Raw genomic sequence first — 16,547 nt, 5'->3', positions numbered from 1 at the left:
AGAAGATATTTGAATGATTATCGCGACCAGGCAGACTTGACACATATATTAATGCTTGCACTTCACGTTGAATGCAAACCCTTTTTTGAGTTTGCCGGCATAGCAACGTTTCTGCCCGATTGGAGCCTCCCTTTGCCGGCATAGCGAAATCTTCACCCGTATACTCGCTCCCTTGCCGGCATAACAATTCTCTCACCTGATTAGAGCACTTGATCGCCGGATTGTAACTACAATACCATGTCGCCAACCTATTAAAAAAAGAGCCAGCACGACTATGCTGACTCCTTCCCTATTAAGCTCTTTTCAATAACTTCCTTGTAATCAACCATGCGAAAGTGATACCGATTATAAATCCTAACCAATACATACTGATCATCACAACAGAAGAGGCATTATAGGCTACCATACCTGACAACATGTATCCACCGAAAAGACCAGTACAGATCGGAATCCCAATCGCAAATACAGGATGTAAATGACGAAACATTAGGAACTCACCACTATATTCGGACTGCGTTTTTGTAAACAAGAACAGTCCGATTCCCGTAAACAAGATTCCTCCAACCAATGGATAAATTAGATTAATATCAAATTGAACTGGATCAAGATAACTAAACCAAAAGATATCTCTAAATACAAATTCATTTCCATAGGTCGAATCCATGTTAACCCCGTGTGCAAAAAACAGTCCATAGACCAACATAAAAATTCCTTGTGGGAATATAAGAAAGATAAATGTTAATACGAGCTGAGATTTCATTTCTCCACTAATTGTTCCAATCATCATTCCAAATGAGTATATAACAAAAAATGCGAGTAAAGGTGATAAATATGTTTGGGAAACGTTCAGTTCAGATAATACAGCTTGAAATTCTGACTGATAAACAACCAAATAACCGGACCAAAACGCCACACTGTAACTGACCAATATGGTGATTAATCCCAATAAGTATTTCGTGATAAACATGCTAGCTCTTGAAAAAGGCAGTGCCATCGTAAAGTCATGGCGTTTTGTATTTTTCTCGAGCCCGATTAAAAATCCTGCTAATAAAATAATAACAACTACACTAATGACTGTAAGGAAAGTTAAACCAAAAGCCATATTCACATAACTCGATTGTACTTGCTGCCACATCTCAGGATCATTTTCCATCATGCCACGCCAAGTATCCATTTGTGTTCCAATCATGACAGGGTAGGCCACAATGAATGTTAACAGTAAAGAAAAACAAATAACGGATGCGTGTTTCCATTCTTTCATCCACAACGCTTTAGGAAACATACAGCTCACCTCCTAATTTAGCTACAAAAATATCTTCTAACGTAAGAGGTAAGTCTTCAAAAAGAATTGGTCCTTCTTCTTGAATAAGGGCCTCTGTTTCATGGTCATTTGCCCCCATCAATACAACGGCTACCCGCCCTGTATGAGTGAGCACCTCAACCCGTTCTTCAATATGTTTAGGAAACTCTTGCTGATAAGCTATTTGTACTTTTCGATATTGCTCTTTTAGATTATCCATCGACATCTCTGAATCGACCGCCCCATCTTTTAATACGACAATATGATCCGCCATGCGCTCTAACTCATCTAAACGGTGAGAAGAAATAATGACCGCGACATCCTTCTCTGAAACCTGTTCAGCAATAAATTGCAAGATTTGTTTTTTAATGATGACGTCCAATCCATCTGTTGGCTCATCTAACAGGATGTAGCTTGCATTCGTTGAAAAGGCTAAAATTAAAGAGAACAGGGCTTTTTGCCCCTTAGAGAATTGTTTGATTTTACCTGTTTTCTTAAAGTTAAATCGCTCCAATAAACCATAATAATAATCTTCATCAAAATTCGGATAAACTACTTGATAGAATTTAACAATCTCTTTAATGCTGTAAGTTTTTAATGCATCTGTGGAATCCGGAACAAATACTATATTATGTTTCACCTCAGGATTTTTAAATACATTATTTTGATTAACCTCTACAACCCCTGTTGAAGGTTCTAAAATTCCTGAGATTAAACGTAACAAGGTTGTTTTCCCCGCTCCATTTCGTCCTACAACTCCAGTAACGGTACCTGGATGCACTTGAAAATGAACATCTTTTAAGATCTCTGTTTGGTGTATCGTTTTAGACATATCTTTCACGTCAATCATTCTTTCTCCCCTACTTTCTTGTAAAATGCTTCTACCCACTTCTTCACTTCAGTAGATTCAATTCCGACATCGTGCGCAGACTGAACTAGTTTCTCCGTTTGCAACTTCAAACTTTTCACCTCGCGTTTTTGCACAAGCTGTAAGACATTTTCACTGACAAACGTACCCTTTCCACGAAACGTAATAAATAAACCTTCACGCTCCAACTCTTTGTAAGCTTTACTTACTGTATTAGGATTCACAGTCAATTCTGCGGACATTTCCCTCACAGAAGGAACTTTATCTCCGGCAATAACCACTCCCTGCAAGACCCTGGCCTTCACTTGTTGAACGATTTGCTCATAGATCGGCTGACGGCTCGTTGGATCTAACATAATGTGCATCAAAATCACCTCGTTTTCAACTGTATCAAGTGTACTACATTACCTAATACACTTGCAACACTTTTTTTAATAAGAAACTGTACATTCTACTTGCTTTGAGCGGAGGTTCTACTCATTGTTGAATAAGTTCTATTCATTGTTGAACACGTTCTACTCATTGTTGGAAATGTTCTACTCATTACTATTTTCATAAAAAAATCCACCAGCCAAAGTAGCTGATGGATTTCCTATTTAATCTTCTTTAATAAATGAGATCGCTTCTCGCGTTTCATCTAAGTGCTCAATCGTTTCTTCATATTGAGCGGAGGCAAGACACATGAACAATATGTCAATGACATGTAGCTGCGCAATTCTTGAACTTGTCGCCCCACTTCTAAAAGTCGCTTCTTTCGCAGCAGAAGTGTATAGACTTAAATCGGATAACTCGTTGATTTTCGACTTTCCATATTTCGTAATACTGATTGTCTTCGCACCTTTTCCTTTTGCTAGGCGTAGAACCTTTTCTACTTCCACTGTATTACCAGAAAATGATATGCCAACGACGACATCTTCTTTTCCTTTATTCGCAACAGAAGTAGCCGCCATATGCAAGTCAGAAAATGCCTGAGCATTCTTATTAATTCGTACAAACTTTTGCTCTGCATCTATGGCCGCAATATAAGAAGCACCAAAACCAACAAACGTAACGGAAGATGCTTCTCTAAGTATTGAAATTGCCTGTTCCAGCTCTTTCACATCTAAAATATCTACGGTGTCTTTAATGGTTTGTAATGTATTCGATGTTACTTTATCGATAATTTCCCGGTTACTTTCATTCGGCTCTATATCTCGATATTCTGTTGAACTTTCTACCTGCAAGTCTCCGGCAACTCGTAGCTTTAACTCCTGAAAACTTTTAAATCCAAGCGACTTACACATTCGAATCACGGCTGCACTGCTTGTCTCACTCTTTTGACCAAGCATCAAAGCTGTTAACATAATCGATGCCTCAGGGTTCTTTAAAATATAGTTTGCAATCTTCTGTTCAGAAGGGGGTAAATGATCAGCCATTTCTTTTAAAATGACTAATCCACCCTTTAAGTGTGTCATTCAACTGCTCCTTTCAAGAAACCTCCATTTACATCTAATTCATTATTATTATAAACATATTGCAAATATTTTGCCAAAGTACCTATCCTTTAACGGCACCCTTCATCGCTCCACTGATGAAGAATCGCTGTAAAGCAAGGAAAATAATAATAATTGGAAGCATAGAAATAATAGCCCCTGCTGCGATTAATCGCCAGTCAGAAGTAAATGTGCCTGATAGCATGTTCAAACCTAATGGTAGTGTATACATACTCTGATCACTAACAATAATTAATGGCCATAAGAAGTCTCCCCATGCCGAAACGAACGTAAATAACGCAAGCGTAACCATAGAGGGCTTTACTAATGGCATTAATATCTTTCTCCAAATTTGAAAGGCGTTTGCACCATCCATACGAGCTGATTCATCTAATTCATATGGAATTGTAATGAATGCTTGGCGCATTAAAAATACACCAAAAGCTGTTGTAATATGTGGCAAGACCATACCTAAGTAAGTATTTTGTAATCCTAACTCCAATGAAATCACATAAACTGGAATCATTAGTAATTGAAACGGAATCATCATTGTGCTCAAAACTAATATGAATATAAGATTACGTCCTTTAAATTTCATACGTGCTAGAGGATATGCAGCTAGTGAACAAAACAATACATTTAAAAACACTGTCATAACCGCTACCACTGCGCTATTAAATAAATATCTCCAGAATGGGAAGGTATCCATTACTCGAACAAAGTTCATTAACGTTGGATTTTCCGGTAGCAATGTTGGTGGATACTGAAATATGTTTTCCCCAGGTGATTTAAGAGCTGTTGCTAATAACCATATGAAGGGACCAATCATAAACAGTGCCACACCAACTAGTAGTGTATATAATAAAATTTTCTTCATAATTGATTTCTTATCTTTCGCTTCAACTGCCATTTTCGATTCCCTCCTTATGTTTTCGTTCTGTCTTTGCCCATAAATTTAAGGTTAATTAATGAAATCACAAGTGTGATCAAGAAGAGAATTACACCACCAGCTGCAGCATATCCCATATTCAATTTCTCAAATGCTTCTGAGTAAATATAGAATACAAGGGTTTCTGTACTTCTAGCAGGTCCTCCACCTGTCATAACATAGATTTCCTCAAACACCTTCATTGCAGCTATAGTAGACATAATTGTTACAATTAACACAAAAGGCATAAGCATAGGAATCGTAATTCGAGTAACTTGCTGCCACCAATTAGCTCCGTCCATTTCAGCAGCTTCATATAAATCATGAGGAATCGATTGAAGACCAGCTAGATAAATAATCATGTAATAGCCAATCCCTTTCCATATAGTCACTGCCATAACTGCAAAAATCGCAGTGTCTTGGGAAGTTAACCATGGAATTGGCTCAGCAATTACTCCTGAATAATCTAATATGTAGTTCAAGATTCCATTTTCACGATAGACCCAATCCCAAGTGATACCAGCTACCACTAGTGAAATTACAACAGGAATGTAGTAAGCTGATCGAAAAAAGCCAATTCCCTTTATCTTTTGGTTCACTAAAACTGCTAAGAAAATCGGTAAAATAACTAATGCAGGAACAACACCTATTAAGTATATAAAGGTATTAGTTAATGCATTCCAAAACACGTCACTATCAAATAAGTTTTCATAGTTTTCTAAGCCTATAAATTCAGCATCTGTAATCATATTATATTCTGTAAAGCTCATCCAGATTGCCTGAAGCATCGGGTAGAATATGAAAACGGTTAATATAACACTTCCTGGTAGTAAAAATAAATATGGTGTTAACTTATGCTGCTTCAATAATTTCACCTCTTTATTGCTTCATCGCGTTTGTATGTAAAGATGAAGAATCTTTCATTAAAATACTTTTACAATTTAATAAAAAAATAAAGTGGGGGATGCGGGATCCCCCAACTTTTATTAGTGAATATCTTTACATTCTTTCCTTATTCTTCTGCTAAGATTTCATTCCACTCTTCTTCCGCTTGATCAAGAGCTTCTTGAGGTGTCATATCACCTAACATTGCTGCTGAGATTGCATCATAAATCGATTCATTTAAGTCTGTGTAATTGTCCATTGGAGGTACCAGTAATTCAGCATCCTCTAATTGACCAGCTGATTCAATTCGCACTAAATCGCTTGCTGTTGCATCTTCATCAACTTCAGTGAAGTATGGGTCTTCTAATGTTTCAAGAGTTGAAGGAAGAATTGGAGTTAACTGTGTGAATTCAAATTGATTTTCTGCATTTGTTAAGAATAACGCAAAGTCAACTGCAACTTCTTGATTCTCCGTTTGACTTGGTACAGCTACGTTTTGAACACTAATTGTTTTCTTACCAGAATCACCTGTGATTGCTGGAGAAGGTACTGTGTTTTCATATAGCTCTGGTGCGTTCTCTTCAATTTGAGAGATAAACTGAGATCCTGCGAAGAACGCTACTTCACCAGCCTGATACATATCGATCGTGTTACGCTGGTCACCAACTAGTGCTTCACGAGGGATTAAATCTCTCTCAAAAAGATCTGTGAAATATTCAAACGTTTCAAGTCCTTCTTCTGTATTGAATGCCGCTTCTGTACCATCTTCATTTGTTAAATCAGCACCCATCTTAACCATGTGTTGTAACGTTAAAGATAGATCTAAAGATGGGAAGTAACCGTATTTACCAGTTTCTTCTTTTACAGTTTCTGCATACTCTCTTGCTTCTTCGTAAGTTTCAGGAGGACTGTCAATATCTAATCCTGCCTCGTCGTAGATTGATTCATTATTTAATGTAACTTGTGTTGATAAATACCAAGGAATCGCAAAGGTAACGCCATGTAGATTATTCGCTTCCCAAGCACCTTCCACATATTTATCCTTGTCTTCTTGATCTACCGCTTCTTCCATGTCAACTAACTCATCTAATTGTGCAAGTTGAGATGCGAAAGTAGGATTTAGGTTTACAACGTCTGGAGCATTACCTGTACTTACATCTGCTAAGATTTTTGTATCTAAGTCAGCAGCAGGAACGTCTAACCATTCTACTGTAACGTGAGGATTCTCTTCCTCATAATCATCGATAATTCCCTGAATGTAATCTGTGAAAGTTGGCTGTAATTGCATTGTCCAAAATTCAATTGTTACATCTTCTTGTTCTTCTGTTGCTTCTTCACCAGATTCTTCATCGTTAGCAGACTCTTGACCTTCGTCTGTTTCGTCATCGCCTCCACATGCGGCTAGAAACAATAGTAACATTGCTGCAAAAATGGATAGTAAAAGTTTTTTATTCAATTGATAAATCCCCTCTCTTATTTTAAAAAATACTTTTTTACAAACATTCTTTATGTATAAATATAGCGCTTTCATAACTGATTTTCGACACAGTTAGAATGAATGTAACAAAGTTTGCCATCGAAACCATCTTCAGTATATTAAATTCTATTACAGTAGTCAATCACTTTTCTGAAATTTTATTTCATTTGCACAATTTAATTTTTACAGCTAGATTGGAAGCTTTCCTTTTGCCTCTACATAGCCATACAATGCTGATGCAGCCATTTCAAGTGCGGATACCGAAGCTTCGTAAGTAGCAACAAATAAATCTACCTCAGGTAATATATGAAGATCGTAAGGGCTCTTTACAGCTATAGCTATTATACTTGTAAACTGGTTATTCAATTGATGAATTAAAGTTTGTTGTTCCTCATCCTGAACTGCAGAGGAAGTTATGATGATATAACGATCATAGTCCATACAGGTATTTGATTGGGCTTTTTGATGTGATACTACCTCAACGGAAGGTTCGAAAAACTTAACTTTCTCAACAAAAGTAGCCAATTGATCAAAACCATCCTCTGCCATTGTCTTGGACATCTCTTTAGGAATAATCAATAAAGTACGGACCTCTGCATCTACTTTAAGCGGTAGGGCTTGTTCTTGTCCTATAATGGTTACACCACTTTGGTAGATTTTCTTTGCTATATTTTGATGTTTTTTGCTATTCAATGATGATTCTTCCAAGCTTTGATTAGAGTTTAAAGTAGTCTTCCAATCTAAATAACGAGCTTTCACCTGTTTGATCCGTTGATACGATTCTTCTATATTTGATTCAGAAAGCTCACCTTTGTTTAGATCACTTAGAATCATTTCGATTGCCTCTTTTTGGACGTCTGTTTTATGTGAAATTGTAATTAGATCAGCACCAGCTTGAATGGAAAGACTCGCCCCCTTAGGAGTGCCTACCGTTTTACTAATGGCATCCATTTCCATACAATCTGTAACCACCAACCCATCAAATTCTAGTTTCTTGCGCAGAAAGTTTTTTATAATGGATTTAGAAAGTGTTGCTGGTGTTTCTGACTCACCATCAAATGCATCATAATGAACATGCGACACCATGATTGCTTCAGCACCATTAGTAATTGCATATGAAAAAGGCACTAATTCGGTTTTCTCTAAATGTTCAATGGAATGGTTAACTACCGGAATACCTAAGTGTGAATCTGAAGAGGTATCGCCATGACCTGGGAAATGCTTATATGTAGCTAATACATTCGATTGCTTTAACCCTTCTGCCATTTGATTAGCATAAAATTTTACATGATGCGGGTTTTTACCGTACGAACGAACACCAATTACCGGATTGTTAGAGTTATTATTGACATCAGCAACAGGTGCCATGTTCCAATTAACTCCTAATGACAACAACTCTTCACCAGTTATGACTCCCGTTTCGTATGCATTAGAAGTGTCTCCTGTAGCACCTATCAACATGGCACCTGGAAGTTCAGTTATTCCTTTATGAACCCTTTTAACAATGCCGTTTTCTTGATCCGTTGCAATCCATAACGGTTGCTCATGTCCAGCTTCTGACGCTGTTTTTTGCAATTCGTATGTTAGTTGTTTCACTTGACGAATAGACCCGATATTACGTGTGAACAAAATAATATTACCGACAAAATCTTTTTCAATTAAGTCTTTAATAGATTCTGGTATTTCAGCAGGATGGTCTACTTCAAAGCCAGCTACTATCATTTGACCTACCATTCTTCTTAATTCTAATTCGCTCATCGTGATCGTTTCCTTTCTGGAGAACCGTTAAATCATGCTCGCTCGTATAGCATCTCGGACAAATCCATTGTGTTCAAGCAATAATCCCTTTGCATTATTAAAATTAACCCCAGCTAAAATCATTACGATGGAAACCTTCACATCATATTCTGCTTCTTTAAGAGTTTCTGAAGCATGATCAAGAGACACCCCTGTAATGGAACTTACGATATTCATAGCTCTTTCATTTAGTTTTGCATTCGATGCATGGACATCTACCATATAATTTTCATAGACTTTACCTAGCTTTACCATAGTTATCGTTGAAATCATATTTAACACCATTTTGTGCGCAGTAGCAGATTTCAATCTTGTAGAACCTGTTAAGATTTCTGGCCCTACTTCTATTTCGATTGCTAACGAGGAATGTTTGCTTAACTCCGAACCTTTGTTACATGTTAATGCTACTGTCTCTGCTCCAATCTTGTTTGCATGTTTCAAAGCTCCAATAACATAAGGTGTTCTTCCGCTTGCTGCTATACCAACCACAATATCCTTGTGTGTAATACTTACATTATCAAGATCTGAACGCCCAGCACTTTCTGAGTCCTCTGCCCCTTCAACTGCTTGAAACATTGCAGATTCTCCACCAGCCATAATACCTTGCACTGTTTCAGGGTCCGTTCGAAATGTAGGGGGACACTCAGATGCGTCTAAGATACCTAATCGCCCACTTGTTCCAGCACCTATGTATAGCAACCTTCCACCACCCTTAATTGCTTGATAAACTTTTTCAATAGTTGATTCAATAGCAGCTGATTCACGATTAACTTCAGTTGCCACCAACTGATCTTCTTCATTCATTATTTTCACAATCTGTTTTATAGTCATTTGGTCAATACCGATTGTACGTTGATTTCTTGACTCTGTTGTTAACTGTGCAATCGTTTGTTCTGTCATGGTAACCACCAATTCTCTCTATTAAAATATTTCTATACTTCAACTTGTTTTTGTAATTGTTGATACGTCCAAATCGGTTCGAATTCAAACTTTCGATAAAAAGAATCAAGTACAGTCCAATCAATGATTAGATGTCTGACTCCTCTTGTTTCAAGCTCTTCGATTGCCGCTTGAACTACTTCTTGCCCGTATCCTCGCCCACGATATTCTGAAATGACTCCTAAAGGACCTATTCCACCCACGGGATCTTCAAAATAATTAGACCATTGCTCATTTTGACCTATAATTGTACTTGCACGATCATTCACCCGACAAAATCCAATCATTTCATCCTTTTCATCAAAAACTACAACGTATTCTCTTCCTGTTCCCCCGGCATCCGCGTATATACATGCTTCATATTCCCAGCGACCATGGAAAGAATGTTCCATAAATTCTAGTAATACTTTTAACTCTTCCATCTCAATAGTACGGATTTTTAAATTCGAAGGATCTCGCCGTTTCTGAACTGGATTTTCTTTTAGATCACGATGATAATCAGAAACAGTTCCAGTATGTAAATAATCTCTTTTTTCAAACCACCTCTGTACACATGGATAACGAGAGGGTACCCCAGGAAAGTAATGAAATGGATCACGCCCGATATTAATTTTCGTAACACCAAGGTTCATTAACTTTTTCTCTGCGTGTTGTAATAAGTGCTCTCCATATCCTTTTTGTCTGTATAATGGAGCTATGATTAGAGTTTGAATCCACCCTACTTGTCCATTACCAGGCAAGAGTTTTTTTGCTCGGTTTGTTTGTGGATATTTAGATACAATGAAACCAATTACTTCATCCTGTTCGTCCATTAGTAACAAGGAACCATCTACGAATACATTTTCATCTTTAACACTATTTTGATAGAAAAGAGCTTTTCGCATTGGGTAAGTATCACCTAACTCCTTATTCCAAAGACTAACCATCTTTTCAATTTGCTCTTCCTTAATAAAATCCCATTTAACTTTTACCAATTTCTCACCTCTTAAGCTAATAAAGTAAGTATGATGCTCGTTTTTGTTTAAATGCTTTTATTTCTTCAGATTTATAGCTTGATAGCCATTTTGTGAGTTCTTCCCCATTTTCGATCCTTTTTCGGATTTGATCTGTACCAGAAAGCAGATCAAAAAACAATTCACCTTCTGTATGAATCCAGTTCAAATGTTGAGGGTAAAGATCATAAATAGTTTTAACAAGTAAAATTCCTGTTTCAAATGCTTTGAAATGAGTACGATCCAAAACATGCACTTCGATTCCTTGGCAAGCTTCCTTTTCAAATTTAGAAGCAAGAGGTGTAAATGTTACAGGACGCAAGTGGACACCAGGTAAATTAAGAGCTTCAAAATTTTGTTTAACTATTTCTGCATTCATCCAAGGAGCACCGATCCAACGAAAAGGAGCTGTCGTACCTCTTCCTTCAGAAATGTTTGTCCCTTCTATGAAACAAGTCCCCGGATAAACTTCCATCATATCCTTCCCTGTAGCATTGGGAGAGGGCATTACAAACGGAAGTCCGGTGTCCTCATATTTCATTTCCCTTTTCCAACCATTCATCTTCACTATTTTCAAGTCAACATTCATCTTGAATTCTTCATTGAAATAGTTTGCGAGTTCACAAACTGTCATCCCATGTCTTAATAAAAGTTTATAATTTGCTACAAAAGATGAATATTCATCTTCAACAATATTTCCATCTAGCGTAATACCATCAATTGGATTAGGTCGATCGAGCACATAGACTGGTATACTGAATTTCCCTGCTTCCTCCATGCAATATGCTAAAGTATAAATATATGTATAAAATCGAACTCCAAGATCTTGTATGTCAAACAAAAGTACATCCACTTTACCTAACATTTTTTTTGTAGGACGTCTCTGCTCACCATATAAACTATAGATCGGCACCCCTGTATGCTCATCATATTGATCTTCAAATTTTTCACCAGCTGCTACATCCCCGCGTATCCCATGTTCTGGGGCAAAAATAGCAGTAATGTTATAACCTTTTTCCACCAATAGATCTAAACTAAGCTGGAGCTTAGAATCAACAGAAGTGTGATTGATAATCAAGCCGATATTCTTATCAATAAGTTCCGGATATTCTCCGTTTTTCAACCTTTCAAGACCAGTTTCGATCATTAGACAGCACCCCTTATTTAACCATAAAAAAATAGAAATGAAATAATATTTCATTTCTATTTTAAATTTATTGTAACCTTTTTTCAAGTTCTATTAGTTAAAACCAAACAAAATAAACAATAACCGTAGTCGTAAACATCACTAGCATACTAAGTGGGAAGCCAATTTTGACATAGTCGAAGAAAGAATATCCACCTGGGCCATAAACAATTAAGTTGGTCTGATACCCGATTGGTGTGATAAAACTTGCTGACGATGCGATCGCAATCGTGACCGCGATGCCAAGTGGATCCATATTCAACATGGAGGCGATATCCAATCCAATCGGGATCATTAGAACTGCGGCGGCGGTATTTGTAATTAATTCTGTAAATATATTAGTTAATAAGTAGATTAAGAGAATGATAATAAAAATACCATATGGTTCAGCAAATAATAATAGATTTTCTGCTATTAACGAAGCGAGTCCAGTTTCTTGCATGGCAGAGCCTACCCCTATGGCGGCAGCTATTAATAACAAAACTGGAAAATGAATATAATCTTTTGCATCCTCTGGAGACACTACTTTTGTAAATAATAAAATAATCGCTGCTAATGCCATTGCTTTAAACATCGTCAGCATCCCTATGGAAACGAAAATGATCATAGTTATTAATAAAATTAGGGAGAAGATTCCTTTTCGAAAATCTTCCTGCAACACTTTCGGTGGATCTAAGGGAGAGAGCACGTAAAAGTTGCTTGTATGCTCATACTTAGTTAGGAATGATTTATTCGTAAGCAACAAAAGAGCGTCGCCTGGACGTAAAACGATGTCGGCAATTTCCCCTTTGATTAATTTGTTTTGACGGTGAACAGCGATTACTCCTGCTTGGAACCGTGTTAGAAATTGAACTTGTCGAATGGTTTTATTTATTAACGAAGACTCATGCGATATAACCGCTTCGACTAACTGAGTTTCTCCATTCTCTTTTTTGAGATCGTCAAGTTTAAATGTAGATCCTGTCTCCACCTCTAACCCTTTAATCTTCTCAAGGTCAGCAATCGTTGAAATTTTCCCGTTAAAAATTAATTGATCTCCTGCTCGGACTACCGTTGTCGGTCGAACCGGGTAAATTCGCTCTTCCCCTCTTAAAATTTCGATGAGATATATACCATCCAAATGTTCAAATAAGGCAGCCTTCACAGAACGATTGTTATAAGCAAATTCCTCTGTCACTACCATTTCTGCTAAATATTCTTTTGTATCTTCTCGAACCTGCTGGCTAAAACCTTTATGCTCAGGCAAAATTTTAAGGCCAATGGTGAATAAATAGACGAAACCAACAATCGTAATCGGCACACCAATGATTGCTAGCTCAAAGAAAGAAAAGCCTTCGTAACCATAACTTCTAAGCAGGCCATGGACAATAATATTCGTTGATGTACCAATTAACGTAATGGTACCACCGAGGATTGTTACATATGATAAAGGAATTAGAAATTTGGAAGGGGAAATATTATTTCGCTCACACCATTCCCGAATGACAGGTGTAAACGTAACAACAATTGGAGTATTATTTAAAAAACCAGACGCAAAGGATACAGGTGCGAAAAATTTCCCTACCAGTCCCATGCGTGATTTAGATTGTGATAACCAGTTATGCATGAATCGATTAATGATTCCGCTTTTTTGGATGCCTCCAACGACCACAAATAAAAGGGCAATGGTAAGCATCCCTTCATTAGAAAATCCAATTAGGGCTTCTTGAGGCGTAAGTATTCCAGTTACGATAAAAATCCCTAACACGACAAGCACCACTACATCCGGTCGAACAATTTCCATTAATAAAAAAACAAGCATGATGGCAATCATTAACGCAACGAAAATCATTTCACCAGTCAATAGTGGCACCCCCTTCTGTATTAGTTTGTATATATTATATCGAAATAAGTCTAAGAAGGGGAGTAAAAAGAAAAGCTATTATTTTCCGGAGCATTTATCCATTGCTTGAATCACGGCTCCGCGGAAACCATTTTGTTCAAGTGCATCCACTGCTTTAATTGTGGAACCTCCTGGCGTACAAACCTGATCCTTCAATTCCCCAGGATGCTTCCCAGATTCTAAGACCATTTTCGCAGCACCTAATACGGCTTGCGAAGCTAATTTATAAGCCGTTTCACGTGGGATACCTTGTTTGACCGCTCCATCTGCTAAAGCCTCTATGAAGATATAAGCGTAAGCAGGCGACGATCCACTGACAGCTGGAATCGCGTCCATCAATTTTTCTTCCACCTGTTCTACTTGCCCATATCCGTTAAACAGCTCGTGCACTTCTGCAATTTCTGCTTCTGAAACATGATCGTTTGGACTAAACACCGTCATCCCTTCGCCTACAAGTGATGGGGTATTTGGCATTGAACGAATAATTTTCGTTTCTTTCCCGAAAGCAAGCTCAATATCTTTTAACTTGACCCCAACTGCAATCGTCACGATGATCGTCGATTTACTTACCTCTTTACGAATTTCATCTATAATACGCGGATAAAGATAAGGCTTTACTGCTAAAAATAAAATGTCACTTTCTTGAGCGACTTTTTTATTATCAGAACCAATTTCTATATGAAAATTTTCTTGAACCTGATCAATTGTTTCATCCCTAACTGCAGAAGCAATAATTCTCTCCGAATCTATACCACCATAGTTAGTCATTCCATTTATAATCGCTTGAGCCATTTTGCCACATCCGACAAAACCTATTTTTTTGCTCAATTCAAAACCTCCTCTAATTAACTTAATCAGTTGAGTATAGTTTAATAGAAATTTTATAAAAGAACAAATAAGTTCGTTATCAAATAGCATTTTTGCGTGGGAGCGAACAATACGTAACCGAGCGTTTGCCGGCAATAAGAGCTACTCACCCGAACACCTACCTTTTTTGCCGGCAAGTCGCCCTTCCCGCTTGAATAGCACCTCGTATGCCGGCATAAACATTCTTTCACCCGATTCCCTTCCTCGTATGCCGGCATGCTATTTCTTTCTACTGAAGACCACCCTATGCCGGCAAAACGATTCCTTCACCTGAATACCCTTCCCCTATGCCGGCATAAACATTCTTTCACCTGAATCCCACTCCCTTATTCCGGCATAACGACCCCTTCACCCGAATACTACTTCCTTATGCCGGCAAGCTCTGACAACATAAAAAGACCACTAAATAATCGCATATTATTTAGTGGTCCGAGTCGCTTCTCCATATTAAATTAAATCGCTTGGAAGCTTGTTTCTTTTTCATCAACGAGATATTTGTGACATTGTTCTGCTACTTCCCTTCCTTCGCGGATCGCCCATACGACTAGACTCTGGCCTCTACGGGCGTCCCCTGCAGCAAATACTGCGTCTTGGTTTGTGGAATAATCTTCTGTTCCATCAACTGTCCAAACACGGCCACGTTCATCTAACTTTAGGCCGAAGTGGTCCAGGACTTCTTTTTCCGGACCGGTAAATCCTATCGCAACCAATACTAGATCTACTTCCCATTCTTGCTCACTATCATCAATTTCAACAGTGACTAATTTTCCGTCTTCTTCTACTTTTTCTACACCGATTGTTTTCAGAGAAACGACATTTCCATTCGGGTCTGTGTCAAACGACTGGGTGAGAATTTCATACTTTCTTGGGTCCTCATCATACGCTTTTAAGGACTCTTCATACCCGTAGTCTAATTTGAATGTCATTGGGAATAAAGGCCAAGGGTTATCATCCGTTCGGTCTTCTGGGCTTGCTGGGTGTTTACCGAATTGAACCACACGTTTACATTCTTGACGTAAAGCAGTAGCTACACAATCTGCCCCTGTATCTCCGCCGCCAATCACAATCACATTCTTGCCACGAGCATGAATTGATGCTGTATCAGGATCTGTTTCTAATGCTTTCGTGGACTCTTTTAAATAGTCCATTGCGAAATGAATGCCTTTGCTTTCTCTATTATCTGCTGGAACATCCCTTGGCGCCTGAGCACCTGTGCATACAATAATCGCATCGTGTTGTTTGCGAAGCTCTGCCTCTGTTATGTCCACTCCGACTTCCACATTACACTCAAATTGAATGCCTTCTTCTTTCAACACATTTAGACGACGTTCGATCGTTTCTTTTTCTAATTTCATATTCGGAATGCCGTACATTAATAACCCGCCTGGTCGATCATCTCGTTCATAAACCGTCACCTCATGTCCGTGGTGATTTAATTGGTCGGCTGCTGCCAATCCTGCAGGCCCTGAACCTATGACGGCCACTTTTTTACCTGTACGATGTGCCGGAGGGTTCGCTTCGACCCAACCATTTTCAAATCCTCTTTCAATAATCTCATTTTCAATTGATTTGATCGCTACAGGATCATCATTAATCGCTAATGTACAAGATCCTTCACATGGTGCGGGACAAACACGTCCAGTAAACTCCGGAAAATTATTAGTTTCTTCTAAACGCTCTAGTGCGTGCTTCCAATCTCCGTCACTAACTAGTTCATTCCATTCGGGGATAAAATTATTTACTGGACAACCTAAATAAGATTGGTCAAATTCAATTCCAGTATGGCAAAAAGGTGTGGCACAATCCATGCACCTTGCACCTTGCCGTTTAAACTCATCTTCTTCCATACGAATGGAGTACTCTTCCCAATCACGAATTCTTTCAATCGGGTCGCGTGTTTGATTATCTTTTCGGTTATAATCCATAAAACCAGTTAAATAGCCCATCGAAACCC

The 16,547-nt window shown here is 38.1% G+C and carries 14 protein-coding genes; all 14 read right to left on the bottom strand.

The genetic code is table 11. The features are described 5' to 3' along the window. Nucleotides 1–292: 292 nt before the first annotated feature. Entirely contained in the window at nucleotides 293–1,282 is a 990-nt protein-coding gene (locus G532_RS0114005) for an ABC transporter permease (protein WP_027965359.1), read from the bottom strand. Continuing rightward, nucleotides 1,272–2,150 carry an ABC transporter ATP-binding protein gene (locus G532_RS0114000; protein WP_027965358.1) on the bottom strand — a complete coding sequence of 293 codons (879 nt, stop codon included), beginning with the start codon at nucleotides 2,148–2,150 and terminating at the stop codon, nucleotides 1,272–1,274. Before G532_RS0114000 ends, G532_RS0114005 begins: the two co-directional genes overlap by 11 nt. Next, the gene (locus G532_RS0113995) at nucleotides 2,147–2,533 is read right to left on the bottom strand and encodes a GntR family transcriptional regulator (RefSeq protein WP_027965357.1); all 387 of its coding nucleotides are present in this window, start codon (nucleotides 2,531–2,533) and stop codon (nucleotides 2,147–2,149) included. The genes G532_RS0114000 and G532_RS0113995 overlap by 4 nt, the downstream gene beginning before the upstream one ends. A 231-nt stretch (nucleotides 2,534–2,764) precedes the next feature. After that, nucleotides 2,765–3,622: a MurR/RpiR family transcriptional regulator gene (locus G532_RS0113990; protein ID WP_027965356.1), complete on the bottom strand. Its 858-nt coding sequence runs from the start codon at nucleotides 3,620–3,622 to the stop codon at nucleotides 2,765–2,767. An 82-nt stretch (nucleotides 3,623–3,704) separates the two neighbouring features. Then, a complete protein-coding gene (locus G532_RS0113980) occupies nucleotides 3,705–4,550 on the bottom strand; it encodes a carbohydrate ABC transporter permease (RefSeq protein WP_027965355.1) in 846 nt (281 codons plus the stop codon). 14 nt (nucleotides 4,551–4,564) lie between these two features. Beyond that, a complete protein-coding gene (locus tag G532_RS0113975; RefSeq protein ID WP_035513068.1) occupies nucleotides 4,565–5,434 on the bottom strand; it encodes a carbohydrate ABC transporter permease in 870 nt (289 codons plus the stop codon). A 146-nt stretch (nucleotides 5,435–5,580) separates the two neighbouring features. Beyond that, nucleotides 5,581–6,909 carry an ABC transporter substrate-binding protein gene (locus G532_RS0113970; RefSeq protein WP_027965353.1) on the bottom strand — a complete coding sequence of 443 codons (1,329 nt, stop codon included), beginning with the start codon at nucleotides 6,907–6,909 and terminating at the stop codon, nucleotides 5,581–5,583. 210 nt (nucleotides 6,910–7,119) lie between these two features. Further along, nucleotides 7,120–8,688: a beta-N-acetylhexosaminidase gene (gene nagZ, locus G532_RS0113965; RefSeq protein ID WP_027965352.1), complete on the bottom strand. Its 1,569-nt coding sequence runs from the start codon at nucleotides 8,686–8,688 to the stop codon at nucleotides 7,120–7,122. Between the two features lie 27 nt (nucleotides 8,689–8,715). Next, nucleotides 8,716–9,627, bottom strand: a complete 912-nt coding sequence (gene murQ / locus G532_RS0113960; protein WP_027965351.1) for an N-acetylmuramic acid 6-phosphate etherase — start codon at nucleotides 9,625–9,627, stop codon at nucleotides 8,716–8,718. A gap of 32 nt (nucleotides 9,628–9,659) precedes the next feature. Further along, entirely contained in the window at nucleotides 9,660–10,640 is a 981-nt protein-coding gene (locus G532_RS0113955; RefSeq protein ID WP_035513065.1) for a GNAT family N-acetyltransferase, read from the bottom strand. A gap of 16 nt (nucleotides 10,641–10,656) precedes the next feature. Beyond that, entirely contained in the window at nucleotides 10,657–11,805 is a 1,149-nt protein-coding gene (locus tag G532_RS0113950) for an exo-beta-N-acetylmuramidase NamZ family protein (protein WP_051189194.1), read from the bottom strand. Between the two features lie 97 nt (nucleotides 11,806–11,902). Next, nucleotides 11,903–13,696, bottom strand: a complete 1,794-nt coding sequence (locus G532_RS0113945; protein ID WP_342662665.1) for an SLC13 family permease — start codon at nucleotides 13,694–13,696, stop codon at nucleotides 11,903–11,905. 69 nt (nucleotides 13,697–13,765) lie between these two features. Next, nucleotides 13,766–14,554 carry a pyrroline-5-carboxylate reductase gene (gene proC, locus G532_RS0113940; RefSeq protein ID WP_027965347.1) on the bottom strand — a complete coding sequence of 263 codons (789 nt, stop codon included), beginning with the start codon at nucleotides 14,552–14,554 and terminating at the stop codon, nucleotides 13,766–13,768. Nucleotides 14,555–15,045: 491 nt separating this feature from the next. Beyond that, on the bottom strand, nucleotides 15,046–16,539 hold the full coding sequence (locus G532_RS0113935; RefSeq protein WP_027965346.1) for a glutamate synthase subunit beta: 1,494 nt from the start codon (nucleotides 16,537–16,539) through the stop codon (nucleotides 15,046–15,048). Nucleotides 16,540–16,547: the final 8 nt, after the last annotated feature.

It is taken from the genome of Halalkalibacillus halophilus DSM 18494 (assembly GCF_000423105.1).
GTDB lineage: Bacteria > Bacillota > Bacilli > Bacillales > Alkalibacillaceae > Halalkalibacillus > Halalkalibacillus halophilus.
This window is presented reverse-complemented; position numbering and strand designations above follow the sequence as displayed.

What these genes read in the sequence shown, in the direction of transcription:
- G532_RS0114005 (WP_027965359.1), bottom strand. Translation starts at nt 1,282, where the DNA reads ATGTTTCCTAAAGCGTTGTGGATGAAAGAATGGAAACACGCATCCGTT.
- G532_RS0114000 (WP_027965358.1), bottom strand. Translation starts at nt 2,150, where the DNA reads ATGATTGACGTGAAAGATATGTCTAAAACGATACACCAAACAGAGATC.
- G532_RS0113995 (WP_027965357.1), bottom strand. Translation starts at nt 2,533, where the DNA reads ATGCACATTATGTTAGATCCAACGAGCCGTCAGCCGATCTATGAGCAA.
- G532_RS0113990 (WP_027965356.1), bottom strand. Translation starts at nt 3,622, where the DNA reads ATGACACACTTAAAGGGTGGATTAGTCATTTTAAAAGAAATGGCTGAT.
- G532_RS0113980 (WP_027965355.1), bottom strand. Translation starts at nt 4,550, where the DNA reads ATGGCAGTTGAAGCGAAAGATAAGAAATCAATTATGAAGAAAATTTTA.
- nagZ (WP_027965352.1), bottom strand. Translation starts at nt 8,688, where the DNA reads ATGAGCGAATTAGAATTAAGAAGAATGGTAGGTCAAATGATAGTAGCT.
- murQ (WP_027965351.1), bottom strand. Translation starts at nt 9,627, where the DNA reads ATGACAGAACAAACGATTGCACAGTTAACAACAGAGTCAAGAAATCAA.
- G532_RS0113950 (WP_051189194.1), bottom strand. Translation starts at nt 11,805, where the DNA reads ATGATCGAAACTGGTCTTGAAAGGTTGAAAAACGGAGAATATCCGGAA.
- G532_RS0113935 (WP_027965346.1), bottom strand. Translation starts at nt 16,539, where the DNA reads ATGGGCTATTTAACTGGTTTTATGGATTATAACCGAAAAGATAATCAA.